General features: G+C 61.2%; 25 protein-coding genes. 6 read left to right on the plus strand and 19 right to left on the minus strand.

The window, feature by feature from the left end:
- Positions 1-21: 21 nt before the first annotated feature.
- The 7 genes from KW841_RS11810 to cbiE all read right to left on the minus strand — a co-directional run bounded on the left by KW841_RS11810 (position 22) and on the right by cbiE (position 4,801).
- Positions 22-501 (minus strand): copper chaperone PCu(A)C, encoded by a 480-nt coding sequence (locus KW841_RS11810; RefSeq protein ID WP_218476124.1) that lies wholly within the window; start codon positions 499-501, stop codon positions 22-24.
- Positions 502-548: 47 nt separating this feature from the next.
- Positions 549-947 carry a DUF2946 domain-containing protein gene (locus KW841_RS11815; RefSeq protein ID WP_218476126.1) on the minus strand — a complete coding sequence of 133 codons (399 nt, stop codon included), beginning with the start codon at positions 945-947 and terminating at the stop codon, positions 549-551.
- A 110-nt stretch (positions 948-1,057) separates the two neighbouring features.
- A complete protein-coding gene (locus tag KW841_RS11820) occupies positions 1,058-1,381 on the minus strand; it encodes a DNA-binding protein (RefSeq protein WP_007979614.1) in 324 nt (107 codons plus the stop codon).
- 4 nt (positions 1,382-1,385) lie between these two features.
- Positions 1,386-1,721: a type II toxin-antitoxin system RelE/ParE family toxin gene (locus KW841_RS11825; RefSeq protein WP_116582455.1), complete on the minus strand. Its 336-nt coding sequence runs from the start codon at positions 1,719-1,721 to the stop codon at positions 1,386-1,388.
- Positions 1,722-1,777: 56 nt separating this feature from the next.
- On the minus strand, positions 1,778-2,503 hold the full coding sequence (locus tag KW841_RS11830; protein ID WP_218476128.1) for a cobalt-precorrin-6A reductase: 726 nt from the start codon (positions 2,501-2,503) through the stop codon (positions 1,778-1,780).
- The gene (locus KW841_RS11835; RefSeq protein ID WP_218476130.1) at positions 2,500-3,597 is read right to left on the minus strand and encodes a cobalt-precorrin-5B (C(1))-methyltransferase; all 1,098 of its coding nucleotides are present in this window, start codon (positions 3,595-3,597) and stop codon (positions 2,500-2,502) included. Before KW841_RS11835 ends, KW841_RS11830 begins: the two co-directional genes overlap by 4 nt.
- On the minus strand, positions 3,590-4,801 hold the full coding sequence (gene cbiE, locus KW841_RS11840) for a precorrin-6y C5,15-methyltransferase (decarboxylating) subunit CbiE (RefSeq protein WP_218476132.1): 1,212 nt from the start codon (positions 4,799-4,801) through the stop codon (positions 3,590-3,592). Before cbiE ends, KW841_RS11835 begins: the two co-directional genes overlap by 8 nt.
- A 168-nt stretch (positions 4,802-4,969) precedes the next feature.
- On the opposite strand from cbiE, the gene cobG reads away from it, so the two are divergent.
- The 6 genes from cobG to KW841_RS11870 all read left to right on the plus strand — a co-directional run bounded on the left by cobG (position 4,970) and on the right by KW841_RS11870 (position 11,074).
- Positions 4,970-6,292: a precorrin-3B synthase gene (gene cobG, locus KW841_RS11845; protein ID WP_218476135.1), complete on the plus strand. Its 1,323-nt coding sequence runs from the start codon at positions 4,970-4,972 to the stop codon at positions 6,290-6,292.
- Complete coding sequence (locus tag KW841_RS11850) at positions 6,285-6,911, plus strand: precorrin-8X methylmutase (protein WP_007979603.1); 627 nt, start codon at positions 6,285-6,287, stop codon at positions 6,909-6,911. The genes cobG and KW841_RS11850 overlap by 8 nt, the downstream gene beginning before the upstream one ends.
- Complete coding sequence (locus KW841_RS11855; protein WP_218476211.1) at positions 6,911-7,642, plus strand: precorrin-2 C(20)-methyltransferase; 732 nt, start codon at positions 6,911-6,913, stop codon at positions 7,640-7,642. Before KW841_RS11850 ends, KW841_RS11855 begins: the two co-directional genes overlap by 1 nt.
- Positions 7,642-9,345: a precorrin-3B C(17)-methyltransferase gene (cobJ, locus tag KW841_RS11860; RefSeq protein WP_218476137.1), complete on the plus strand. Its 1,704-nt coding sequence runs from the start codon at positions 7,642-7,644 to the stop codon at positions 9,343-9,345. The genes KW841_RS11855 and cobJ overlap by 1 nt, the downstream gene beginning before the upstream one ends.
- Positions 9,346-9,551: 206 nt before the next feature.
- Positions 9,552-10,367 (plus strand): hypothetical protein, encoded by an 816-nt coding sequence (locus tag KW841_RS11865; protein WP_218476139.1) that lies wholly within the window; start codon positions 9,552-9,554, stop codon positions 10,365-10,367.
- 155 nt (positions 10,368-10,522) lie between these two features.
- Positions 10,523-11,074 carry a hypothetical protein gene (locus KW841_RS11870; RefSeq protein ID WP_256357779.1) on the plus strand — a complete coding sequence of 184 codons (552 nt, stop codon included), beginning with the start codon at positions 10,523-10,525 and terminating at the stop codon, positions 11,072-11,074.
- A gap of 84 nt (positions 11,075-11,158) precedes the next feature.
- Here the strand turns inward: KW841_RS11870 and KW841_RS11875 are convergent, their stop codons facing one another.
- The 12 genes from KW841_RS11875 to KW841_RS11930 all read right to left on the minus strand — a co-directional run bounded on the left by KW841_RS11875 (position 11,159) and on the right by KW841_RS11930 (position 25,988).
- A complete protein-coding gene (locus KW841_RS11875; protein ID WP_116582447.1) occupies positions 11,159-11,755 on the minus strand; it encodes a MarC family protein in 597 nt (198 codons plus the stop codon).
- A 65-nt stretch (positions 11,756-11,820) separates the two neighbouring features.
- Positions 11,821-14,598 (minus strand): hybrid sensor histidine kinase/response regulator, encoded by a 2,778-nt coding sequence (locus tag KW841_RS11880; protein ID WP_218476143.1) that lies wholly within the window; start codon positions 14,596-14,598, stop codon positions 11,821-11,823.
- A 100-nt stretch (positions 14,599-14,698) separates the two neighbouring features.
- The gene (gene purD / locus KW841_RS11885) at positions 14,699-15,994 is read right to left on the minus strand and encodes a phosphoribosylamine--glycine ligase (protein WP_095964762.1); all 1,296 of its coding nucleotides are present in this window, start codon (positions 15,992-15,994) and stop codon (positions 14,699-14,701) included.
- Between the two features lie 155 nt (positions 15,995-16,149).
- The gene (purH, locus tag KW841_RS11890) at positions 16,150-17,757 is read right to left on the minus strand and encodes a bifunctional phosphoribosylaminoimidazolecarboxamide formyltransferase/IMP cyclohydrolase (protein ID WP_104451499.1); all 1,608 of its coding nucleotides are present in this window, start codon (positions 17,755-17,757) and stop codon (positions 16,150-16,152) included.
- A gap of 82 nt (positions 17,758-17,839) precedes the next feature.
- Positions 17,840-18,160, minus strand: a complete 321-nt coding sequence (gene fis, locus KW841_RS11895) for a DNA-binding transcriptional regulator Fis (protein ID WP_015093301.1) — start codon at positions 18,158-18,160, stop codon at positions 17,840-17,842.
- The gene (dusB, locus tag KW841_RS11900) at positions 18,157-19,167 is read right to left on the minus strand and encodes a tRNA dihydrouridine synthase DusB (RefSeq protein WP_218476145.1); all 1,011 of its coding nucleotides are present in this window, start codon (positions 19,165-19,167) and stop codon (positions 18,157-18,159) included. Before dusB ends, fis begins: the two co-directional genes overlap by 4 nt.
- Before the next feature lie 183 nt (positions 19,168-19,350).
- Positions 19,351-20,604, minus strand: a complete 1,254-nt coding sequence (locus tag KW841_RS11905) for a DUF3426 domain-containing protein (protein WP_218476147.1) — start codon at positions 20,602-20,604, stop codon at positions 19,351-19,353.
- Positions 20,605-20,634: 30 nt separating this feature from the next.
- A complete protein-coding gene (gene prmA, locus KW841_RS11910; RefSeq protein WP_015093304.1) occupies positions 20,635-21,513 on the minus strand; it encodes a 50S ribosomal protein L11 methyltransferase in 879 nt (292 codons plus the stop codon).
- 273 nt (positions 21,514-21,786) lie between these two features.
- Positions 21,787-23,145 carry an acetyl-CoA carboxylase biotin carboxylase subunit gene (gene accC, locus KW841_RS11915; RefSeq protein WP_007971365.1) on the minus strand — a complete coding sequence of 453 codons (1,359 nt, stop codon included), beginning with the start codon at positions 23,143-23,145 and terminating at the stop codon, positions 21,787-21,789.
- Positions 23,146-23,162: 17 nt separating this feature from the next.
- Entirely contained in the window at positions 23,163-23,627 is a 465-nt protein-coding gene (gene accB / locus KW841_RS11920) for an acetyl-CoA carboxylase biotin carboxyl carrier protein (RefSeq protein ID WP_007971363.1), read from the minus strand.
- Between the two features lie 24 nt (positions 23,628-23,651).
- Positions 23,652-24,107, minus strand: a complete 456-nt coding sequence (gene aroQ, locus KW841_RS11925) for a type II 3-dehydroquinate dehydratase (RefSeq protein WP_007971361.1) — start codon at positions 24,105-24,107, stop codon at positions 23,652-23,654.
- Between the two features lie 132 nt (positions 24,108-24,239).
- Positions 24,240-25,988 (minus strand): protein-disulfide reductase DsbD, encoded by a 1,749-nt coding sequence (locus KW841_RS11930; RefSeq protein ID WP_218476149.1) that lies wholly within the window; start codon positions 25,986-25,988, stop codon positions 24,240-24,242.
- Between the last annotated feature and the right edge of the window lie 140 nt (positions 25,989-26,128).

The following is a 26,128-nucleotide window of genomic DNA, read 5'->3' on the forward strand; positions in this document are numbered from 1 at the left end:
GGGCGTTTTCAGCTCAGGCGATTACGGATTGTGCGCGTGCGCCTGCATGCCGTCCGGCGCCTGCTTCTGCACCGCGACTTCGACCGTCACGTCACCGGCCTTCTCGAAGTGCAGCGTCATGGGAAAGCGCTTGCCGTCAACCAGCAGGCTGCGATCCTTGAGGCCCAGCAACATCACGTGATAGGCCATCGGTGCGAAAGTGACCTCGCCACCGGCGGGCACTTCCACGCTCGGTACGTGCTGCATTTTCATCATGTCGCCTTGCATCACGTGCTCATGCAATTGCGCTTCGCCGGCAATGGGGGTGTCGACGCTGAGCAGGCGGTCGGCGGTCTTGCCTTCATTGTCGATCACGAAATACGCCGCAACGGTGGGCGCATTGGGTGGCAACTCCTGGGACCACGGATGGGCGATATCCAGCGGGCCGACCTTGTATTCGTGGGCATTGGCAAAGCAGGCAGGCAGCAGCAACGCAGCCAGAACGATGAGTTTGTTCAACATGGCAGTTCTCCGGAACGATTTAAACGCAGGTCAATTGCGAGAAAAAATCACACCAGAGGGGACGCGCGGGGGTTGAGACTCGGCCATTGCTGGCGCGGTGACGGGCTGGTGAGCGAAGTGGCAGGCAGGCTTCGGTTGGATTCGAAGTGCGCGAAATACAGCTGTGGCGAATGCCCCGGCAACGCCACCAATGGCGCAGAACCCGAGCAGCACCAGCAATGCTGCATGTTGGAATGATCGTCGTTTTGCGGAGCTTTCTGTTCAAGGTCGCCGATGGAGATCGCCACCATCCTGGTGCCGCTGGCGCTGCAGAAGCTGCCCCACAACAACTGTTCGGCAGGTGACTTCGATGTTTGCGCCATCGCTCCGGACATCGGCATGGCGAGCAAATTGAACAGCACTGCGAAGCAGGCTATCCAGGCAATTGCGAGCCGTTGTCGGGACATGGGACAAAATCCGTTTGGGTGGGCGATCAGGCGCGGGCTATTTAGCCTGATCAGGGCCGATAAGTAAAAACGCGGCGTGCGGTTTGGTGTCGCAGTAAAAAGACACTGACTCAGTGTGCACGTACCGCATGTACTTGTATTTCTACTCCTAGCGTAGCGCGAATTACGGCGAATATTGCAGCCAGGTTGTCCATGCTCGGGTTGCCTTTGGCAGACAGCATGCGGTGGAGGCTTTTGCTGGGCTTTGCCGTTTCCTTTGCCAGTTCTTCAAAACCTACGGTGGCGTTGATCAGGTCGCGCAGGATGATACGGGCCATTTCAGGTTCGCCGTTAAGAAACAGAGTAGCAGCCTCGTCCAACAATGCCTGGGCGAACTCGGGATCACGTTGGGCACGCTCGGCGATGGTGTGTTTGTAGTTTCGGGTGAGCGCCATGACGTTATCTCCGGTGCCGTTCAGTCTTTTTTCGGGATCGAAACTCGGCTATCAGTGTTTTCGCCTGCTTGATGTCAGTTTTTTGTGTGGACTTGTCACCACCACCAAAAAGGATGATCAGGCGTTTCCCCTCTTGGACAAGATAGATTCTGTAGCCAGGCCCCCAATTGATCCGGTACTCGCCGAGACCATCGAACCACTTGATGTTTGATGTGTTTCCCAGTTCCAGGCGAAGCAACGCACTGGATACCTTAAGCGCTGCCTGTGCATCCAAGGTGGAAAACCAGCGGCCAAAGGGGCTTTTTTCGTTGTCCTGAACGTATTCTTCGAGTGTGATCACAGGCGGCTCTGAAGGTAACAAATAGGTTACTTATCATGCAAGCCAATGATCCTGACCTATCGGACGAAGACCGACAACGCGCCAAGTATTTCCTCAAGCGTCAGGAACTCCCGCTCAACCCCCGGCAACACCGGCCGCTGCAAAACAATCACCGGCACCCCACGCTCACGCGCCACTTCCAGCTTCGGCTCGGTCGCCGTGCTGCCGCTGTTCTTGCTGATCAATACGTCGATCTGCCGACGTTCGAACAATACTCGTTCATCCTCAATCAGGAAGGGCCCCCGTGCGCCGATCACTTCGCAGCGCGCGTTGCCCGGATAGACGTCCAGCGCGCGCAGGGTCCAGAATTGCTCCGCAGGAATTTCATCCAGGTGTTGCAGGGGCTCGCGACCGAGGGTGAACAGCGGTCGGCGGAAGGGTTTCAGGGCTTCGATCAGTTCGGCCCAATCGGCAACTTCCCGCCAGTCATCACCCGCCCGGGCTTGCCAGGCCGGACGTCGTAGCGCCCAGCAGGGAATACCGCTCAAGCGCGCGGCGGTCGCAGCGTTCTGGCTGATTTGGGCGGCGTAGGGGTGAGTGGCGTCGACCAGCAGTCCGATACCTTCATCGCGAATGAATTGCGCCAGACCCTCGGCACCGCCGTAACCGCCAACGCGGATCTGACATTGCAGGTCCGTCGGCACCCGGCCGATACCGGCCAGGCTGTAAATGTGCTGCGGCCCCAGCGTGCGGGCAATGGCCAGGGCTTCGGTCACACCGCCGAGCAACAGGATGCGCTTCATTGGAAAGCGCCTGCATGGCCGACAATCCCGCCCTGGCGATCGATGGCAAAGACCTCCACCTGAACCTGCGCCGGCACCACGCTGCGGGCAAAGTCCAGGGCGTGCTGGCAGACTGCATCGCCCAGGGCTACTCCGGCTGCAGCGGCCATGGCCAGTGCCTGCTGGCTGGTGTTGGCCTCGTGGATGCTTTGCTGCAATGCCGTATCGGCGCCGACCTGTGCGGCCCATTGCGCCAGTTGCGGCAGGTCGATGCTCGAATGACGACTGTGCAAATCCATATGCCCGGCCGCCAGTTTGCTGATCTTGCCGAATCCACCGCACAGGCTGAGCTTGTCCACGGGCACTTTGCGCAGGTGTTTGAGTACGGCACCGACGAAGTCGCCCATTTCGATCAGGGCAATTTCCGGCAAGTTGTAGACCCGGCGCATGGTGTCTTCGCTGGCGTTGCCGGTACAGGCGGCGATGTGCAGGTAACCGTTGGTTTTCGCCACGTCGATGCCCTGGTGGATCGAGGCAATGTAGGCCGCGCATGAAAACGGCCGGACGATGCCGCTGGTGCCGAGGATCGACAGTCCGCCAAGAATGCCCAGGCGCGGGTTCATGGTTTTCAGTGCCAGTGCCTCGCCATTCTCGACATTGACCGTCACGTCGAAACCGCCGGTATAACCGAGCTCGTCGGCCAGCCCGGCCAGGTGGTCGCCGATCATTTTGCGTGGCACCGGGTTGATCGCCGGTTCGCCGACACCCAGCACCAGCCCGGGCCGGGTCACGGTGCCGACGCCGCGACCGGCATGGAAGCGAATCCCCGGCTCGGCGCTCAGGCGCACCTGCGAGTAGAGCAGGGCGCCATGGGTCACGTCGGGATCGTCTCCGGCGTCCTTGAGGGTTCCCGCTTCGGCGCCGTCCTCGGTGAGGCGGCAGAACTCCAGGCGCATCTGCACGTGCTTGCCTTTGGGCAGCACGATGTCCACCGCATCGGCCGTTACACCGGCCAATAGCAAGCGTGCGGCAGCGAGGCTGGTAGCGGTGGCGCAACTGCCGGTGGTCAGGCCACTGCGCAGCGGTGCGGGTTGTTCGGCGGTTTCGTCACGCATCGAAGGGCTTCGTCACGTCCAGCAAGGTAATCGGCAGGGCTTGGCGCCAGGTGTCGAAGTCGCCCAGCGGTTGAGCCTGCGCGATATGAATCCGCGTCAACTCTCCGCCGTGTTGCTCGCGCCAGGCCATCAGGGTCATTTCACTTTGCAGGGTGACCGCGTTGGCAATCAGCCGGCCACCGGGCTTGAGTTCGGCCCAGCAGGTATCCAGCACGCCTTCACGGGTAACACCGCCGCCGATGAAAATCGCGTCGGGTCGCTCCAGGCCGGCCAAGGCCTGCGGCGCACGGCCACGAACCAGTTGCAGGCCGGGAACGCCGAGGGCATCGCGGTTGTGCTCGATCAGCGCCTGGCGGCCGTCATCCGCCTCGATGGCCAGTGCGCGACAACCGGGGTGGGTGCGCATCCATTCGATGCCGATCGAGCCACTGCCGGCACCGACATCCCACAACAGTTCGCCGGGAATCGGGGCCAGACGTGCGAGGGTGATGGCGCGCACATCGCGTTTGGTCAGTTGGCCGTCGTGCTTGAAGGCGGAGTCCGGCAGCCCGGCCAGTCGGGACAGCCGCAACGTGTTCGGCTCGGCGATGCACTCGATGGCGACCAGGTTCAGGTCGGCACTCGGCGAATCGTTCCAGTCGCTGGCGATACCGTCGATACGCCGCTCGGCTTCGCCGCCCAGGTGTTCCAGCACGGTGAGTCGACTGGGACCAAAGCCTCGTTCGCGCAACAGTGCAGCGATGGCGGCGGGGCTGCGGCCGTCGTTGCTCAATACCAGCAAGCGCACACCGCTGGACAGCTGGGCGTTGAGTGCGGCGACCGGCCGGGCCACCACCGAAAGGGTAACCACGTCTTGCAAGGGCCAACCCATTCGCGCTGCGGCGAGCGAGCAGGAGGAGGGCGCGGGAAGTGTCTGCATTTCGGCGGCGGGGAGTTGCCGGGCCAGGCTGGCGCCGACGCCGAAGAACATCGGATCGCCACTGGCCAGGACACAAACGGGCTCGCCACGGTGCGACAGCAGCGACTCAAGGCAGAAGGGGCTCGGCCACGGCTGGCGCTCGCCGCGTATGCACGGCGGGAGCAAATCCAGATGCCGCTGGCCGCCGAAGATTTTCGCGGCGCGCAACAGCGCATGCCGGGCGTTCTTGCCCAGGCCCTTGAAACCGTCTTCGCCGATGCCTACTACCGTCAGCCAGGGTGTCATGCCGTTCCTCAATCACGCGTTCAACGTTGTTGGGCGGCATGATAGCGCGGGTTCCTTGAGCTGACTGCCTTCTCTTCCCGACCGGAGTCTTTTCATGCGGCGAAGTAAAGCAGGCATAATACCGCGCACTTTCGCCGTGAATCGCCTCGCCACCTGAACGGGTCCGCCTTGAACGAACGTCCGCTGTCCGCTGCCTTACGCCCCTCGGCTTGCCCGGGGTTGCTGCGTATTGTGCCGGCGCTGGATGGCGGCATCTGTCGGATCAAGTTGAACGGTGGTTCGATCAACAGCGTCCAGGCCGAGGCCGTGGCGTCTGCAGCCGAGCGTTACGCCAGCGGAGCGATCGAGGCGACCAACCGGGCCAACCTGCAGATCCGCGGAATTGGCAATGAGCAATCGGCGTTGATCGACAGCCTGCTGGCTGCCGGTCTGGGACCGCGAACGGCGGCTGGCGACGATGTGCGCAACCTGATGCTCAGCCCCGGCGCCGGGATCGACCGGCGCATGCTGTTCGACACTCGGCCGCTGGCCGGGCAGATCCTTGCCACATTGCAGAGCCACGAAGTTTTTCACGACCTCAGTGCCAAGTTCGCCCTGCAGCTTGATGGCGGTGAAGACCTTGCGATGCTCGAACATCCCCATGACCTGTGGCTTTCGGCGTTTGACCAGGGCGGCGAGCAACGGTTGGCGTTCGGTTTGGCGGGATGCCCGACGGACAGCCCCGCCGGTTCGGTTGCACTCGCTGACGGGCATGCGCTGGTGGTCGCGGTCCTTGAGTTGTTCCTTGAACTGGCGCGCCCCGAGCAGACGCGGATGCGTCATTTGCTGGCCGAGCATTCGGCCGAGGGTGTTTTGCTTCGGCTGGCTGAGCGATTACCGATGCAAGCGGTTGTCGGTTGGCAGCGGGTTTCGACTGGCAGCGATTTGCACATCGGCGTCCATCCCCAGGCCGAGTCCGGCGTTGTCTATGTAGGGGCTGTCCCGCCACTGGGGCGGCTCGATCCGACGATGCTGCGGGGCGTGGCGCAAGTGGCCTGCGAGCTCGGTGATTCGAGCCTGCGTTTCACACCCTGGCAAAGTCTGCTGGTGCCCAATGTCCGTGCGGAAAATGCCGCTGAGGTCATTCGGCGACTGCAGTGTCTGGGTCTGCAGTGCGAAGCCGATCAGCCATTGTCCCGGCTGATCGCCTGCACCGGCTCAAACGGTTGCGCCAAAGGCCTGGCCGAGACCAAGGGCGATGCCCTGCAATTGGCTACATTGCTGCAACGTCACAGGCAAACGCCGAGCGTGCATTTGAGCGGGTGCGCGCGTTCCTGTGCCGCGGCGCATACGGCGCCCGTCACCTTGCTGGCCCTCTCCCCCGGTCACTACGATCTCTATTTTCGCGATGCAGCGCAGCCGGGTTTCGGCGCGCTGCACGCACGCAACCTTACTATTGAAGCGGTCGCGGCCTTGCTCGACGCCCGCTCACGGAGCCCCCTTGATGCTTGATTACATCCGCGACGGTCAGGAGATCTATCGCAACTCCTTCGCGATCATTCGCGCCGAGGCCAACCTCGACCGAATTCCGGCCGATCTGGAGAAACTCGCAGTCCGTGTGATCCACGCCTGCGGCATGGTCGAGGCCATCGACGGTTTGCAGTTTTCCGAAGGGGCGGGCAAGGCCGGGCGTGATGCGCTGGCGGCCGGCGCGCCGATTTTGTGCGATGCGCGAATGGTCTCCGAAGGTGTGACCCGCGCGCGTTTGCCGGCGAACAATCCGGTGATCTGCACCTTGCGCGACGAAAGCGTTCCGGAACTGGCCCGTGAGTTGGGCAACACCCGCTCAGCCGCTGCGCTGGAACTGTGGCGTCCCCATCTGGAAGGTAGCGTGGTGGTCATCGGCAACGCCCCGACGGCGCTGTTCTATTTGCTGGAGATGCTCGACGCCGGTGCACCGAAACCGGCGCTGATCCTCGGGTTCCCTGTGGGTTTCGTCGGCGCCGCCGAATCCAAGGCAGCGCTGGCGGCTGACAGCCGCGGCGTGCCGTTTGTCATCATGCAGGGTCGCCTGGGCGGTAGCGCCATGGCTGCCGCCGCCGTCAATGCCCTCGCCACGGAGATCGAATGATGCAGCAAACTGGACGTTTGATCGGCCTTGGTGTCGGTCCCGGTGATCCGGAACTGATTACCGTCAAGGCGCTGCGGCTGCTGCGCGAGTCGCCTGTAGTGGCGTACTTCGTCGCCAAGGGCAAGAAGGGCAACGCTTTCGGTATCATCGAAGCCCACCTGCAGGACGCACAGAATTTGTTGCCACTGGTGTACCCGGTGACCACCGAAGCCTTGCCGGCGCCGTTGTCCTACGAGCAAGTGATCAGCGACTTCTACGATGACGCCGCCGCAGAACTGGCCGCGCATCTCGACGCAGGCCGCGATGTGGCGGTGATCTGCGAGGGCGACCCGTTCTTCTACGGCTCCTACATGTACCTGCACGACCGGCTTGCCCAGCGTTATCAGGCTGAAGTCGTGCCTGGCGTGTGCTCGATGCTCGGTGGTGCCTCGGTGCTCGGTGCGCCGCTGGTGTATCGCAATCAGAGTCTGTCGGTGTTGTCCGGTGTGCTGCCGCACGACGAACTCAAGCGTCGCCTGGCCGATGCCGATGCGGCGGTGATCATGAAACTGGGACGCAACTTTCCCAAGGTACGCCAGGTGCTGGAAGAGCTCGGCCTGGCCGAGCGTGCGCTGTACGTCGAACGCGCAACCATGGCCAATCAGAAGATCGTGCCGCTGGATCAGGTCGAGCCGATGTCTTCGCCGTACTTCTCGTTGATCATCGTTCCCGGTGAAAGGTGGCAAGGCTGATGACCCGTCCAGTTCCGGCGATTGTCATTCTCGGCAATGGCAGCCTCGCGACCGCACACAGGATTCAACAACTTTATCCCGATGCGCTGATCCACGGCCTGGCTGAACGGGTCGAAGGCGCGGATCGGGTCTATCACGAATTCGGTGCGACCCTGCGCGAGCTCTATCAACAGGGCACACCAGTGATTGCCCTGTGCGCCGCCGGGATTGTGATCCGCACGCTGGCGCCCTTGTTGCTGGAAAAGGGCGCCGAGCCACCGGTATTGGCGGTGGCCGAAGACGGCAGCGCCGTGGTTCCACTGCTGGGTGGTCTCGGCGGGGTGAATGTGATGGCGCGGGAGATTGCCGCCGCGCTTGAAGTCGCTGCGGCGATCACCACCAGCGGCGAGTTGCGTTTTGGCACTTGCCTGCTCAACCCGCCCAGCGGTTATGCCCTTGGCGATCTGGAACTGGGCAAGCGTTTCGTTTCCGATTTGCTCGCCGGTGAAACGGTGCGCATCGAAGGTGAGGCCCCGTGGCTGGCGCAGGCGCAGTTGCCCGAAGATGCGCAGGCCCGCTTGGCGGTGCATGTCAGTCATGCCGAACGGACACCCGCGGCTAACGAATTGTTAATCTACCCACGCAACGTGGTGGTCGCTGTGGATGCTGGTCTGGTAAACGTCGCGAGGGCGGTGCGCGAGGCATTGCATCAGGCAAAAATCGCTGTGCAGTCGCTGGCCTGCCTGTTGGCTCCCGACACCGAAATGGCCTGCCCGGGGTTGCGCGAAACGGCGCTTGAATTGGGCGTGCCGCTGCGTTTTGCCAGCGCTGAGAAGGTGCTTGGCGAACGTCTGAGTACTGCCATAGCCCAGCCCGTTTCCATGCTGGGTAACGACACTGTTGCCATTGCGGTGGCAGAGCAGCCATTGGACCCGTTGCAGATCGGCCGCCCGCGTGGACGACTGGCAGTGATCGGCCTCGGGCCGGGCGCCGCCGAATTGATGGTGCCGGCCGTGAAGGCGGAACTGGCCCGCGCAACCGACGTGCTGGGTTACGAAACCTACGTGCGCATGGCCGGGCCGTTTCGTGCCGATCAGGTGCTGCATTGCACCGACAACCGCGAAGAGATGCAACGCGCCCGTCACGCCTTCGAACTGGCAGCCCAGGGGCGTTCGGTGGTGGTGGTTTCTTCGGGGGATCCGGGGGTTTTTGCCATGGCTGCGGCGGTGCTGGAAGCGCTGCATGAATCCACTGACGTCCATTGGCATAACGTTGATCTCGAGATTCTGCCGGGGGTTTCCGCCTCGCTGGCGACGGCCGCCCAGGCCGGCGCACCGCTGGGTCATGATTTCTGCGTGCTGTCGCTGTCCGATAACCTCAAGCCTTGGGCAATCATCGAAAAACGCCTGGACCTGGCCGCTCAAGCCGATCTGGCGCTGGCGTTCTACAACCCGATTTCCCGTTCGCGGCCATGGCAACTGGGCCAGGCGCTTGAAATCGTCGCCCGGCACCGTATGCCGCAAACCCCTGTCGTGTTGGGGCGGGACATTGGCCGGCCGGGTCAGACCTTGCGCGTCACGACTCTCGGCCAATTGACCCCCGACCAGGTCGATATGCGCACGATGGTTTTGATCGGCTCATCCCTGACCTGTGTTTTTCCGCGGGTCGGCGGCGGTGATTGGGTGTACACGCCGCGCTGGTACCCAAGCAAGCCAACCACCTGAGTGAAAGCGGCTTTGTTCAAAGTCGCTGATGTTCAAGGCAATAACTAACGATAGGGCCTGCGATTGACGAAAGTTGTCGCGGGCCTTTTGGTTATCTAGTAACTCCTGAAATAAGTCCTGAGTGTTTTTACTTTGACCGACTCAATTCTTCGCTTTAGTTTTCAGCGGGTCGCATGAAGCGGCTTATTGATTAAATGGAGATTTAAATGGTCGATATAAAAGATTATTCAGTGGCTCAGGTCGCATTTGATGATGCCTTGCAGGATAAGTATTTCGAAGGTATTGCGGCAGAACTTGAAAACGTCGTGCCACGGGCGCGAACCAAGCGTTCCACCTCGACCCTGGGCGCCGTATCGAGTGACTCGTCAGCGAAAGGTTTAGGGGCTTCGGTAGTAGGCCCCTCGCTGGTGGTGTTCGACCAGGCGCTTTCGGAGGAGGACAGGCAGGATGCACTGGACTGCCAGCAGTTTGCCGAAGCGGTGGTCCGGCGCCTGCCCAACGAAACCAGCAACGAAGACCGCTACAAGAAGTACAACGAGGCATTGTTGGCGGTGGGCTGGGTGACGGAAAGCTTCACCTACAAGAAATACGTCAGCAAAAAGCTCACCATCACGATGAATGAAGCCATTTTGCAAGTGCTTGAGACCGTTGTTTCCGGTGGGGCAAGCAGCGTCCTGAACCTGGTGGCGTCGGGTTTCAGCACGCTCAAAGGCGATAAGGATGCATTGAAGATTGTCGATGCTGGCAGCAAGAAAAACGACGTCATCAGCTTCAAGGCTGTGCCTTGCATTACGACGCCAGGCGGTGGCATGTCCATGTTGATGGGGGGCTTGGACTTGGTGGACAAGGAATACAACGGCAACTTTTTATTCGTGACTTACAAAACTCAAGGTTTGCAGGTTTTCCAGGGCGCCGGCGTGCGCAAGTTTAATCGACGTGCATTCGAGCGGAAGAAGAGCATGGTATATGCCTATAACGACGAATTTGCCGATGGTCTTTTCAAACAATTGGCAGGTCAATAAGTCGGACAGGCTTTGATCAATTTAACCGATTAAAGCACTGACTGTATGGGGTGAATATGCCGGCGTCTGTTAATGCTGTCGTCGTGGGTGGTTGCCTGTTGTCCTTTACCCAGCAGGTAAGTTCGCAAGATCAGGAGGATATACAGGATTGCCTGTTGTACGCGGAACTGGCGGCCAATGAGAAATACCCTGGCCAGGTGTCGAGGAAGGCCTGGTTCGATTATTTTCAAGGGCGATTGATCAAGGCGGGATACAGGCTCAAGACCATCGTTCCAGCCGATCCGATCCGGGTCACGAGTGTCCGACAATTGCTCGGTGCCAGTTACAGCGTGATTGGCGACCTGGGTGTGGAGCGTTTGAGCCAGCTTCTCGAGGACACCTATCAGGCATTGCGGCTGGATGAGTTTGCCTGGGACTTCTTTCGCGGCAATGTTGCCAATGGCGGTTCGGGTATCCTCAAGTGCGCACCTTGCGAGCGGCTCGCCTCGGGTGAAGTGGTCGTCTGTCTGCTGGGCTTGCGCTACAGCGCGACCGTGATTGAAAGTGACTTTTTCCTGTGGAGCGAGTTCGATCGAGAGCTGGCGATCATTCCCGGTGGCGGGGTGTTTGTGTTCGATCGACGGGCGTTTGAAAACTACCGTAAACGGGTCCACGAAAAAATCGAAGCTTATTCAAACAAGGTCTTCGTGCGCAAACTCCAGTCCTGACTCAAAGGCTGTGCACGCAATAAAAGACAAGGCTCTGTGATTGATGCACAGGGCCTTGTTTTCGGGGTCGGACAAGCAGCCGCTTCAAGGCACCAGGTAGCCTCTCACCCCGGTGAAGATGATCTGCGCCGCCAGTGCGCATACGAACAGCCCCATCAAACGGCTGACGATCTGTAATCCCTGATCACCGAGAATGCGCTCGATTCGACCGGACAAAAACAGCACCACGCCCACGGTAAAGCTGGCCATGGCAATGCCGACAATGGCGGTGAGTTTGTCGTCCCAGTGCGGCTGACTCACGCCCATCACCAGTAACGCACCGATGGTACCGGGGCCGACGGTCAGTGGAATGGTCAACGGGACGATGGTCACATCCTGCTGCACGTTGTCGGTCTGTACCGCCGATTTGCCTTGTGCCATCCCCAACGCCGAGATGAACAGGACGCTACCGGCACCGATGCGGAATGCGTCCACGGTAATGCCGAAAACACTGAAAATCACTCGGCCGAACAAGTACAGCAGCACACTGGAGACCAGTGTGGCGACCGCCACTTTCCAGGCCAGCCGTCGCTGTTCCTTGCGCGAATAACCACGGGTCAGGCTGATGAAGCAGGACAACACGAAGAATGGGCTGTAGAGCACCAGCATCTTCAGGTAAACGCTGAACAACACATGGAGCATGGGGCCGGGCTCACTGGCGAGGGAAGTCGAGGGGGAGTCTATCAGGGGTTGCGCAGTCTGTCGGCTCAGGACGTTTGGGTCGTTGCGCGATTCTGCTGGTCACGCTGGGCGACCCAGTGTTCGATCAATTCACGCAGTTGTGACAGTTCGACCGGTTTGGCCATGTGTCCGTCCATTCCGGCCTGGCGCGCACGCTCTTTGTGTTCGGCCAGGATGTGGGCGGTCAATGCCACCACGGGGGTTCGGACCCGCTGGTTGCCGACTTCCCAGGCACGCAATTGCTGGGTAGCCGAGAAGCCGTCGAGGATCGGCATTTCGCAGTCCATCAGCACCAGGTCGTAACGCTGGGCCTTCATCGCCTGCAAGGCTTCTTCGCCGTTGCAGGCGGTATCCGGTTGCAGGTTGAGTTTGCTCAGCATGCCGCGGATCACCTTGGTCGAAATGCTGTTGTCTTCGGCCACCAGAATGCGGAAATCGCTGGGGACCTTGATCGGCGGGGGCGGGCCGCTTGGCAGTGATTGCGTGATGACCAGGCCTTTGTTGCGTTGGGTCAGTTCGTCGGCCAGGGTGGTCTTGAGGGTGTAGCCGGCCACCGGTTTGGCGAGGATGCGCTTGATCCCGGAGTTGCGCGCAATGATCTTGCTCGGCGCATTGCTGATGCCGGTGAGCATGATCAGCAGGATGTCATGGTTCAGGCTCGGGTCTTCCTTGATCTTGGCCGCCAGTTGCATGCCGGTCATGCCGGGCATGTTCTGGTCCAGCAGGACCACATCGAAGTAATCGCGCAAATGCGCCTTGGTGCGCAGCAGTGCCAGCGCTTCCTTGCCGGAAGGCGCGGCGCTGACGTTCAGGCCCCAGGCGCTGCATTGCTGCACCAGCACCTTGCGACAGGTGTCGTTGTCGTCCACCACCAATACCCGCGCACCTTGCAGCGGGCCGTCGAGGTCGGAGGTCGGGTGTTCGAGGCGATCCGGATCCAGCGGCAGGGTCAGCCACAGGGTGCTGCCCTGGTTGCTGCCACTCTTGATGCCGAATTCCCCATGCATCAAGCGTATCAGTTGCCGGGCAATCACCAGGCCCAGGTTGCCGCCCAGGTGGGTGGCCGACAGAAAATGCCGGCTGTGCAGTTCGGCATGCATCAGGGCGTCGCGTTCTTCGGCGTCCATCGGCTCGCCGCTGTCCTGCACGGCGATACGCAGGCGCGGTTTGGCGTTGCGTTCGTCGAGCGCCACGACGATCAGGATTTCGCCTTCATCGGTTTTTTTCAGGGCGTTTTCGAGCAGGCTCAACAGGGTCTGGCGCAGGCGTGTCGGGTCACCGCTGATCACCCGTGGCACTTGCGGCTGGATGAAGCTGATCAACTCGACGTTTTGCTGCTCGGCCTTGGCGCGGAAGATACTCAGGCAGTCTTCGATCAGCGCGTTGAGGTCGAACTGCACATCGTCCAGTTCGATCTGTCCGGACTCGAGTTTGGAAATGTCGAGGATTTCGTTGATCAGTGTCAGCAACTCGTTGCCGGCGCTGTGGATCGTCTGCACATAGTCGCGTTGCTTGACCGACAGCGGTGTGCCCAACAGCAGCTCGGTCATGCCGAGAACGCCGTTCATCGGGGTGCGGATTTCATGGCTGATCTTCGCCAGGAACTCGGCCTTGGCATTGATCTCGGCATTGCTGGCCGCCAGGTCGCGGCTGATGCTGAAGCGGTCTTCGGTGATGCGGCGCTGGCGCTCGCTCAACGCGATGCTCATCAGCAGGCCGCTGATGCAGATGAACACCAGCAAGGTGGTGATCAGGCCATGGGGTTCGACCAGGGTCAGCCCCAACAGCGCAGGCAGGATGACGAGGGTGCCGAGGTTGAACACCACCATGGCCGCCACGAAGAGACGAGCCGGGCGATAGCCTTTTTGCCAGTGATAGGCGCTGATGAACAGCATGGTCAGACCAGCCAGGGCTACCAGGCCGTAGGTAATGAAGTTCAGCGGCAAGGTATTGACGAACAGCAGCATCAGGCCGCAGGCGGTGATCAGCAGGACCTCGCCGAGCAGCAACCGGTTCAGCGGGTGCGGCCCGAGCGGGGAGAAGAAGCGATAGGCAAGCATCAGGCCGCAGGGCGCCGTCAGCAGCAATGCCAGGTAAGCCCCCGGTGTTTGCAGTGCGTGCCAGTCCGGTAGCCAGGGGCCAGCGAGGTTCAGCAACAGCAGCAGGCTGAGCATCAACAGCCCTTCGCACGCTGCCAGCCAGAGGGCGCTGTGCGAGCGGGTGTAGGCGTAGCGGATGAGGTTGTGCAGGATCAGCATGGCGATGCAACCGAACAGCAGGCCATAGATCAGCGTCTGGTTCTGGTTGGCAGCCGCGATGACCGCCGATTGCAGAGTGATGTAGGGGCGTAACTGGTGATCGGAGGCCAGTCGCAGGTAGATGTCCAGAGGGCTGTCGCTTTGCGGCAGGGGCAGCATGAAGTCGCTGCTGGGCAATGGACGCTCGGATTGGGGTTGTTCGTTGCCTGTGCTGGATTGGTCGATCAGCTTGTCGCCGTCCAGTACGTACATGTTGAACTGGCGCAGGTCAGGCGCGAACAATCGCAGCACCTGTTCGTGCTTGCCCGGTGCAAGCTTGAATCGCAACCATAGCGCGCCATCGGGTTCAGCCGCGGTAATGCGGTCGAGTTCGATGGGGCTGAATTGATTGGTGTAGCGTGCGGAACGGATGTCGCTCAGTTGCAGGTCGCCCTGTTCGTCGAGCAATACCGCCCAGCCACTGCCTTGCGCGGCCTGGGCCGGTAGCATGCAGAGCAGGGTCAGCAATGTGACGGTTAAGCTTATGGCAATCCTGAGCCAGCGCACGGCGAAATCCCTTCGTTAGGTTGATGCCAGAATATAACGATGCGCGGCGCCGGAATAGCCAGGCAATGAACCGTGTTCATTGCCTGGTGCGGTGTCTACCTTATTCCTGGCTTTCGCCACGCTCGCGGGCAATGGCGCGGTAGCCAATGTCCTTGCGATAGAAACAGCCTTCCCAGTCAATCGTTGCCGCCAGCTTGTAGGCCTGCTGCTGTGCAGCGTCGACGCTGGCACCCATGGCTGTGGCGCACAACACACGACCACCGGCGGTGACTACCTGACCGTCCTTGAGCGCGGTACCTGCGTGGAAAACCTTGCCTTCCAGTGCGGCAGCTGCATCCAGCCCCTTGATGGCTGTGCCCTTGGCGTAGTCACCAGGATAGCCGCCAGCGGCCAGAACGATGCCGACGCTCGGACGTGGATCCCATTGCGCTTCCACTTTATCCAGCGCCTGGGCCAGGGCGGCTTCGACCAGCAACACCAGGCTCGACTGCAGGCGCAGCATCACCGGCTGGGTTTCAGGGTCGCCGAAACGGCAGTTGAATTCGATGACTTTTGGGTTACCAGCCTTGTCGATCATTAGGCCGGCGTACAGGAAGCCAGTGTAGACGTTGCCTTCCTCGGCCATGCCGCGCACGGTCGGCCAGATCACCAGGTCCATGACGCGCTTGTGCACGTCGGCGGTGACCACTGGCGCCGGGGAGTAAGCACCCATGCCGCCGGTGTTCGGACCGGTGTCGCCGTCACCGACGCGTTTGTGGTCCTGGCTGGTGGCCATCGGCAGTACGTTCTTGCCGTCGACCATGACGATGAAGCTGGCTTCTTCGCCGTCCAGGAACTCTTCGATGACCACGCGCGAGCCCGCATCGCCAAAGGCATTGCCCGCCAGCATGTCGCGCACGGCGTCTTCGGCTTCGGCCAGGGTCATGGCGACGATCACGCCTTTACCGGCGGCCAGGCCGTCGGCCTTGATCACGATCGGAGCGCCTTTTTCACGCAGGTAGGCGAGGGCCGGCTCGATTTCGGTGAAGTTCTGGTAGTCGGCAGTCGGGATCTTGTGGCGAGCCAGGAAGTCCTTGGTGAAGGCTTTCGAACCTTCCAGCTGCGCAGCGCCAGCGGTCGGGCCGAAGCAGTCGAGGCCGCGGCTGCGGAACAGGTCCACAACACCGGCAACCAGCGGCACTTCAGGACCGACGATGGTCAAGGAAACGTTTTTCTCGGCAAAATCCGCCAGTTGCTCAAGCGCCAGCACGTCGATGGCGACGTTCTCGCACTTGGCTTCGATGGCGGTACCGGCGTTGCCCGGCGCCACGAACACTTTCTGCACGCGCGGATCCTGAGCCACTTTCCAGGCCAGGGCGTGTTCACGGCCACCGCTGCCAATGATCAAAACATTCATTTCAAAAACCTCGGATGACGCTAATTCTTGATAGCACCGCTGGGATGCTCTTATGTGGGAGCGGGCTTGCTCGCGAAAGCGGTGCTTCAGTCACATCAATATTGAATGTGCCGCCGTCTTCGCGAGCAAGCCCGCTCCCACAGTTGATCGTCGTATCAGTGACGGAAGTGGCGCATGCCGGTGAAGACCATGGCGATGCCGGCTTCGTCAGCGGCTGCAATCACTTCGTTGTCACGCATCGAGCCGCCAGGCTGGATCACCGCAGTGATGCCGACCTTGGCTGCGTTGTCGATGCCGTCGCGGAACGGGAAGAACGCGTCCGAGGCCATGACCGCACCCTGCACCTGCAAGCCGGCATGTTCTGCCTTGATGGCAGCGATGCGCGCGGAGTTCACGCGGCTCATCTGGCCGGCGCCGACACCGATGGTCTGGCGATTCTTGGCGTAGACGATGGCGTTGGATTTCACGTACTTGGCGACTTTCCAGGCGAAGATCAGGTCGTTGATTTCCTGTTCGGTCGGTGCGCGCTTGGTCACCACTTTCAGGTCGTCGGCGCCGATCATGCCGATGTCGCGGCTCTGCACCAGCAGGCCACCGTTGACGCGTTTGTAGTCCCAGGCAGCGGCGCGGTCAGCCGACCACTCGCCGCAGGCCAGCAGGCGTACGTTGGCTTTGGCGGCGACAATGGCGCGGGCTTCTTCGCTGACGCTCGGGGCAATGATCACTTCGACGAACTGGCGCTCGACGATGGCCTTGGCGGTCTCGGCGTCCAGTTCGCGGTTGAAGGCGATGATCCCGCCGAAGGCGGATTCGGTGTCGGTGGCATAGGCCAGGTCGTAGGCCTTGCGGATGCCGCCTTCGGCGTCAGGGCTGACAGCCACGCCGCACGGGTTGGCGTGTTTGACGATCACGCAAGCCGGCTTGACGAAGCTCTTCACGCATTCCAGTGCGGCGTCGGTATCGGCCACGTTGTTGTACGACAGTTCCTTGCCTTGCAACTGGGTTGCGGTGGCGATGCCGACTTCGGCAGGCTTGGCTTCCACGTAGAACGCCGCGCTCTGGTGCGGGTTCTCGCCGTAGCGCATTTCCTGGGCCTTGATGAACTGGCTGTTGAAGGTGCGCGGGAATTCGCTGCGGCCTTCTGTGCTCAGGGTGTCGGCCGCCTGGTTCACGGTGCCCATGTAGTTGGCGATCATGCCATCGTAGGCGGCGGTGTGTTCGAATGCCTTGAGCATCAGGTCGAAGCGCTGAGCGTAGGTCAGGCCGCCGGCCTTGAGGTTTTCCAGGACGCTGGCGTAATCGCTGGCATTGACCACGATCGCTACGTCTTTATGGTTTTTCGCGGCCGAACGAACCATGGTCGGGCCGCCGATGTCGATGTTCTCGATGGCGGTCGGCAGGTCGCAGCCTGGCTTGTTGATGGTGGCTTCGAACGGGTACAGGTTGACCGCGACCAGGTCGATCGGCTTGATGCCGTGTTCGTTCATGATCGCGTCGTCGATGCCGCGACGACCGAGGATCCCGCCGTGGATTTTCGGGTGCAGGGTTTTCACCCGGCCGTCCATCATTTCGGCGAAACCCGTGTAATCCGCGACTTCCACTGCGGCAACGCCGTTGTCCTGCAGCAGCTTGAACGTCCCGCCGGTGGAGAGGATCTCGACGCCCAGGGCTTCAAGCTCCTTGGCGAATTCGAGGATCCCGGTCTTGTCGGAAACGCTGATCAAGGCGCGGCGGATCGGCAGGCGGGTAGTCTGGTCGGTCATCTCAATTTCCATCAAAAGCAAAGGAAGTCAGCAAAAAAGGCGACCGGTTTTACGCGGGCGCCTTTCTGGTTTGATTGAATGCTTACAGCAAATCGTACTGCTTGAGTTTCTTGCGCAGCGTGCCCCGGTTCAGTCCGAGCATCTCGCTGGCCTTGGTCTGGTTGCCCTTGACGTAGTTCATCACGCACTCGAGCAGGGGAGCCTCGACTTCGGAGAGCACCAGGTTGTACACATCAGTGACGGCAGCGCCCTCAAGGTGGGCGAAATAATTGTGCAGCGCCTTCTCGACACTCCCGCGAAGGGTCTGGCCCTCTTCGCTCGGTGTATTGAGGTGCTGTTTCAAATTCACGTTGTCGCTCACGGGTGTTGTTCCACTCACTAAAGTCTCGGTCATCATCGTCATGCGGCCACCCACTCTCCGTCCCCTGTCAGGCTCTTGTAACGCTCGGCGAAAAACGCCCGAACGTTGGCGCATTGTGTATCCGTACCATCCAAACGATTGAAGTGGGCGCGAAACTCCCTGGCGCCCGGCAGGGTTGCGAGATACCAGCCCACATGCTTTCGAGCAATGCGTACACCCATGACATCGCCATAAAAGGCGTGCAGGGCAGCCAGATGCTCTAGCAGGATGCGTTCCACCTCAATCAGTTCCAGCGCCGGGAGTTTCTCGCCGGTACGCAGGAAATGGTCGATCTCGCGAAAAATCCATGGCCGCCCCTGGGCAGCCCGGCCAATCAACAAACCATCGGCACCGGTCGCGTCGAGCACGTACCGGGCTTTTTCCGGCGAATCGATATCGCCGTTGGCGAAGACCGGAATCGACACCGCCTGCTTGATCGCGGCAATGGTGTCGTACTCGGCCTCACCGGTATACAGGTCGGCACGGGTGCGGCCATGCACTGCCAGCGCCGTAATGCCTGCCTGCTCGGCGATCTTCGCCACCGTCAGGCCGTTCTTGTTGTCCCGGTCCCAGCCGGTCCGGATCTTCAGGGTGACCGGCACATCGACCGCAGCCACGACGGCCTGCAGGATCTCGGTTACCAGGGCTTCATCCTTCAACAGTGCGGAACCGGCAGCCTTGTTGCAGACTTTCTTGGCCGGGCAGCCCATGTTGATATCAATAATCTGCGCGCCCATTTCAACGTTGGCACGGGCAGCGTCCGCCAGCATCTGCGCGTCCCCACCGGCGATCTGTACCGAGCGTGGCTCGGGATCGCCTGTGTGGATCATGCGCATGCGCGATTTGCGGGTGTTCCACAAACTCATGTCGCTGGTGACCATTTCCGAGACGACCAGTCCCGCACCCAAGCGCTTGCACAGCTGACGAAAGGGCTGGTCGGTGACACCCGCCATGGGGGCGAGAATCAAGCTGTTATGTAATGTGTATGGGCCGATGCGTACCGCCGACATAGGACTTCCCTGTTGTGGGGCCGGATCATGAGAGTTCGAAAAAGGGTTGGCATGATACCCGCTCTCGATGACTGGATAAAGGCTGAATTGAACAAAATCTGAACAGTTATTCTGTTATTCCCCGTGGTTTGGTTGGCCAGGGGGAGTCAGAAAGCCGACGTCATCGGGGAGCTATGACACGCTTCACTCCGGAGAGTGAAAGCTCAGACTGTAGTTCACGGCCTTGGCGCCGGGGTCGAGAATGTCCAGGGCGATGTGGATCGGCGTCTGCGGAGGCATTTCCGCCATGCCTTCGAGATCGCCATTGAGGTACTCGCCGGGTTTGAAACGGCGACTGGCGATCAGATGGCCATTGAGGTCGGCGAAGCGCAATTCCAGCAGCGGGAAGGGCTGGGAAAAGGGAGCGCGGTTATAGATGATCGCATCAACTACCAGCGCGCCATTGAATTCGGGATGGCTGCGCACCACCAGGTTGCTGCTTTTGATTTTTGCAATGTCGACCTTGGAGGGCACAGTGCAGCCGATTTGCGGGCACAGTTGCTGGAACCACGGGCGATATTGATCCTGCCGCGCCAGTTCGTCGAAATGATAGGCAATGTACTGGCCGGCGAGCGCGCCCGCGGCGATCAGCACCAGCAGCAACCACAACAGCCGTCGGCCCCAGGGCGAGCGGCGTTTTTGCCAGTCCAGTTGCAGCGGGTCGTCGGTCAGGTCTTGCAGTACTTCGGCACGCGGGCCCGTCTCGCTGCGTTCGCGGCGCTTGCGCAGCGGTTCGATCGAGGGCAGGTTGTCGTCGATTTCGTTCTTGTCGGCGGCCGATAGGCGTTCGTGGTGCAGCGGCGCATCGAGTGGGTCGTGCAAGCGCAATTGGGGTGGCTGCAGTTCGTCGTCGAGATCGACCGGTTCCAGGGACAGCGAAGGTTCGGTGCGCGAGGCTTTGCCCGATTCGATCGTCGGCTCAGGTGTTTCAAGGTGGTCGAACGGTTCGTCGACTTGCGCACGATCGGCCGCCGACTCACTGAACAGGCTGTCGGACCACGGCTCCTCGTCATCCTGCCCGGTGCTGTCGCGGCGGGCGCTCAGCGAGTCATCGCGATGGCGGCCGAGCTCGGTGGCCGGCTGGATTTCCCGTTGTTCGAGCCGGGCGAGTTCTTCGTCAAGGTCGAGACTGTCCAGGTCCAGTTCGGTCGCGCTCCATTGCTTTTGGCTGATGGCGCGCGGTGCCGATGGCTCGAGCGGTTCGGCAGGCTGCACGGGCGGTAACGGCGCGCCTACCGGTGGTTCCTTGCCGGCTTGCTCAAGCAACTGCCTGGCGGCATTGAACACCTGCAGGCAGGAGCCGCAGCGAACCACGCCGCGAGCCACGCTCAATTGGGCATGGCTGACGCGGAAGCTGGTTTGGCAATGCGGGCACTGAGTGACGAAGCTATCGGTCATGCGGCGTTCCGGATTATGCAGGCGGCCATTCTAGCGCCGACGGCCAGTGATGCGCACCCAGCCATCGCGATTGGCGATCGGATCCAGATCGAAGTCCTTGGCGTAGGCAGCAGCGACTTCGTCGCCTTGTTCGGCGAGGATGCCCGACAGCGCCAGGCGACCGCCCGACTTGACCAGGCCGGACAGCTGCGGCGCCAGGGAAACCAGCGGGCCGGCGAGGATATTGGCCACCAGCACGTCGGCCTGCACTTGTGGCAGGTCTTGCGGCAGGTACAGCGGGAACAGGTGTTCGGCGATGTTGTTGCGCCCGGCGTTGTCACGGGAGGCTTCCAGCGCCTGCACGTCGATGTCGGTGCCCACGGCTTCCCTGGCGCCCAGCAACAGCGCGGCGATCGCCAGGATCCCCGAACCGCAGCCGAAGTCCAGCACGTTGCAGTCCTTCAGGTCCTGTCCGTCGAGCCATTCCAGGCACAGTGCGGTGGTCGGGTGGGTGCCGGTGCCGAACGCCAGGCCCGGATCAAGCAACAGGTTCACTGCGTCAGGTTCCGGTGCGGCGTGCCAGCTCGGCACGATCCACAAGCGCTGGCCGAAACGCATCGGCTGGAATCCGTCCATCCAGCTGCGCTCCCAATCCTGGTCTTCGATGACTTCGCTGTGGTGTTCAGGCAGCGGGCTGCCGGTCAGCAGCTCCAGGTGGGCCAGTACCGGGCCAGGCTCGGTGCCACCTTCGAACAGGGCCAGCAGGTGCGTGTGCGACCACAGTGGCGTGGTGTTGAGTTCCGGCTCGAAGATCGGTTGATCTTCGGCGTCCATGAAGGTCACCGATACGGCACCCACTTCAAGGAAAGCGTCTTCATAGGTTTCGGCTTGTTCTGGGCTGATGGCGAGACGTACTTGCAGCCAAGGCATGGCGGGCACCTTTGAAAAATGTTGATTGCAGCCTGGCGGGCTGCGAGAAGGACGCAAGTTTACGCGAGAGCGGGGGTTTTGTGGGAGTCCGCTGTGCCTGTGGGAGCGGGCTTGCTCGCGAATCCGTACTGTCTGTCGCATTGATGTCGGATGTGCCGACGTCTTCGCGGGCAAGCCCGCTCCCACAGGGATTGTGCAAGGCCACCTATCTGATGAAATGCCCAGATACAACAAAGCCGCCCGAAGGCGGCTTTGTCGTGTGCCAGCTAAAGCTTAGTGCTTCTCGCCAGCCAGCTTGTGCTCGAGGTAGTGAATGTTCACGCCCCCTTTGCAGAAGCCTTCATCGCGGGTCAGGTCGCGGTGCAGCGGGATGTTGGTCTTGATCCCGTCAACCACGATCTCGTCCAGCGCATTGCGCATGCGCGCCATGGCTTCGTCACGGGTTGCGCCGTAGGTGATCAGCTTGCCGATCAACGAATCGTAGTTCGGCGGAACGGCATAACCACTGTACAGGTGCGAATCGACGCGAACGCCGTTGCCGCCTGGAGCGTGGAAGTGCTTGACCGTGCCAGGGCTCGGCATGAAGGTTTTCGGGTCTTCGGCGTTGATCCGGCATTCCAGCGCGTGACCGCGGATGACCACGTCATCCTGGGTGAACGACAGCTTGTTGCCGGCGGCGATGCTCAGCATCTCCTTGACGATGTCGATGCCGGTGACCATTTCCGAAACCGGGTGCTCTACCTGGACACGAGTGTTCATCTCGATGAAGTAGAAACGACCGTTTTCGTACAGGAACTCGAAAGTGCCCGCGCCACGGTAACCGATGTCGATGCACGCCTTGACGCAGCGAGCCAGAACTTCCTGGCGGGCCTGTTCGTCGATGCCCGGTGCCGGCGCTTCTTCAAGAACCTTCTGGTGACGGCGTTGCAGCGAGCAATCGCGGTCGCCCAGATGGATAGCCTGGCCCTGGCCGTCGGAAAGAACCTGGACTTCCACGTGGCGTGGGTTGGTCAGGAATTTTTCCAGATAGACCATCGGGTTGCCGAACGCCGCGCCTGCCTCGGAGCGGGTCAGTTTCGCCGAGGAAATCAGGTCTTCTTCCTTGTGCACAACGCGCATGCCGCGACCACCACCGCCGCCAGCGGCCTTGATGATCACCGGGTAACCCACTTCGCGACCAATACGCAGAGCGGTTTCTTCGTCTTCCGGCAGCGGGCCGTCAGAACCCGGAACGGTCGGTACGCCAGCTGCGATCATGGCGTGCTTGGCCGATACCTTGTCGCCCATCAGGCGAATGGTTTCGGCTTTCGGGCCAATGAACGCAAAGCCGGAATTCTCGACCTGCTCGGCGAAGTCGGCGTTTTCCGCAAGGAAGCCGTAGCCCGGGTGAATGGCGGTGGCGCCCGTCACTTCGGCTGCGGCAATGATTGCCGGAATGTGCAGGTAGGAGTGGGCGGCCGATGCCGGTCCAATGCAGACGGATTCGTCTGCCAGGCCCAGGTGCATCAGTTCCTTGTCAGCCTTGGAGTAAACGGCGACGGTCTTGATGCCCATCTCTTTGCAGGCGCGCAGGATCCGCAGGGCGATCTCACCGCGGTTGGCGATCAGAACTTTTTCCAACTTCGCAGTCATCAAAGGCTCTCCGCGGTTCAAACGATGGTGAACAGCGGTTGGTCGTACTCAACCGGCTGGCCGTCTTCGACGAGGATGGATTCGATCACACCGCTGGTTTCAGCTTCGATGTGGTTCATCATCTTCATGGCTTCAACGATGCACAGGGTGTCGCCTTTCTTCACGGTCTGGCCGACTTCAACGAAGGACGGCGAGGTTGGCGAAGACTTGCGGTAGAACGTACCGACCATTGGCGAACGGGCAACGGTGCCGTTCAGCGCTGGTGCGGCGGCGGCAGCAGGTGCGGCAGCGGCAGCCGGAGCGGCGGCAGCGACAGGCGCGGCAGCCGGAGCAGGCATTGGAGCCGGCGCGTAGTACTGCTGAGCCGGGGTCTTGCTATGACGGCTGATGCGTACGGACTCTTCGCCTTCCTTGATCTCGAGCTCGTCGATGCCGGACTCTTCCAGCAATTCGATCAGTTTCTTAACTTTACGGATATCCATGAATCATCAACTCCCAAGGGTCGGTCAGGGGCGGTTAACTTGTTGTTCAAGCTGTTCCAGGGCGGCCTCCAGGGCCAGTCGGTAACCGCTGGCGCCAAGGCCGCAGATCACTCCCACCGCTACGTCGGAGAAGTAAGAGTGATGGCGGAAAGGTTCGCGTTTGTGCACGTTGGACAAATGCACTTCGATGAATGGGATGCTCACCGCCAGCAGCGCGTCACGTAATGCGACACTTGTATGTGTAAAAGCTGCCGGGTTAATCAAAATGAAGTCCACGCCTTCGCTGCGGGCAGCGTGAATACGGTCGATCAATTCGTACTCGGCATTGCTTTGCAGGTGCAGCAGGTGGTGACCGGCTTCGCGGGCACGGCGTTCCAGGTCCTGGTTGATCTGCGCCAGCGTCGTGGCGCCGTAGGTGCCCGGTTCACGAGTGCCGAGCAAGTTCAGGTTGGGTCCGTGCAGAACCAGTAGGGTCGCCATCGGCTGTTCCTTTATTTTCCGTGAGCAATTGTCAGAACCCGGCGACTATGCCGCAAAGCCTTTGTGACTGTCCAGTTCTCTGCAATAGGCAGCACGATGACCGATGTTTGCGCGAAATATATGACTGCTTGATTAAGTGTGGTCATTCGCCCTGGCAACACGTTCGGCGAAGTCTTTGGCGTTGATCTCGCCGATCACCCGCACATCGGCGCGTTCGACACCGTCCTTGCCGAAAAACATCAGGGCCGGGGGGCCGAACAACTGGTAGCGGTCGAGCAGGGCGCGTTGCTCGGCGTTGCTGGCGGTGATGTCGAAGCGGATCAGCCGGTAACCCTTGAGGCGTTCGATGACGACAGGGTCGTCCAGCACCTCACGCTCGATGACTTTGCAACTGATGCACCAGTCGGCATACCAGTCGAGCAGCAGCGGTGTGCCGGAGGAGCGTGCGTCGGCGAGTGCGCGTTCCAGATCGGCCGGCGTGCTGACGGTTTGCCAGGCGCTGGAGATTTGTTCCTGGCCGCGGTTGTCGACGATGCGAGGCTGGCCTATCGGGTTGAACGGGTCGGTCTGGCCGCTGAACGCGCCGTACCAGCAGGCCAGCGCGTAAAACACCAGGAACATGCCGAGCAACTGTCCGAGACGTTTGCGTGGTGGTTTATAGACGAATTCCAGCGCCCCCATGAACAGGCCGACGCCGCCGGCCAGCAAGCCGATCAGCAGCAAGGTGACCTGGCCCGGCAGGACGCGGCTGAGCAAGCCGACGGCTAACCCGAGCAACAACACGCCTATCGCGTTTTTCACGTAGACCAGCCACGGACCGCTTTTTGGCAACCAGGCTGCGCCACCGGTGGCCACCAGCAACAGCGGTGCCCCCATGCCGAGGCCGAGCATGAACAGTTTCAGGCCGCCGCCCAGCGCATCGCCACTGGCGCTGATGTACAGCAACGCGCCGGCCAGTGGTGCCGAAACACAGGGTGAAACCAGCAAGCTGGAGACCACGCCCAACACCGCGGCACCCCACAGTGATCCGCCTTCGGTGCGGCCGGCAATGCGGTCCAGGCGACTGCTGATGGCGTGCGGCAGTTTCAGTTCGAAGACACCGAACATCGCCAGCGCGAACAGCGCAAAAAACATCGCAAAAGGCACCAGCACCCAAGCCGATTGCAGCCGCGCCTGCAGATTGAGCTGGGCACCGAACAGGCCCATCAGCGCACCGAGCAGGGCAAAGCACGCGGCCATCGGCAGCACATAGGCCAGTGACAGATTAAAGCCGCGCCAGCCACCGACCTGGCCGCGCAGCACCACCCCGGACAGGATCGGCAGCATGGGCAGCACGCAGGGTGTGAAGGTCAGGCCCAGGCCCGCGAGGAAAAACAATGCCAGCTCGCGCCAGCTCCATTGAGATGCCGTCGTCGTCGCCACGCCGCTGCCGTCGATGCTCAGGCGCTCGGTCTCCGGCGGATAGCACAGGCCTTTATCGGCGCAACCCTGATAGGTCACGGCCAGGGTGAAGGCCCGCTGATCGGTGCGCGGTAGTTCGACGTCGAGAATGCCGTGGTAGACCTCGACGTCGCCGAAGTACTCATCGTGCTTTTTCTGGCCATTGGGCAGTTTCGCCGCACCGAGCACGACTTCGGCCGGATCGGCGCGAAACTGGAAGCGGTGACGGTAGAGGTAATAGCCTTCAGTGGCGACGAAGCGCAATTTGATCGATTGCGGCGTGCTTTCTACCAGGCTCAACTGGAAGGCTTCGCGCACGGGCAGGAAGTCGGCGCTGTTGTTGATCGAGCCCAGGCTGGAGCTGGGACGATTTTCCAGCAAGCCGGTGGCGCTGGCCGGCAGGGCGAATACTAAAAGCAGCAGGCAGAGCAAACGGCGCATGACGATCTCGCGTATCGGAATTGGGGGGATGATAGCGGACAGTGGCCAGGCGTGCAGAGCAGGAGTCTGCTGTGAATGTTCTGACGCCATCGCGAGCAAGCTCGCTCCCACAGGGGATTTGCGTCGTGCACAAATCAAAT

Source organism: Pseudomonas sp. PDM28, from assembly GCF_019219115.1.
Lineage (GTDB): Bacteria > Pseudomonadota > Gammaproteobacteria > Pseudomonadales > Pseudomonadaceae > Aquipseudomonas > Aquipseudomonas laurylsulfatiphila.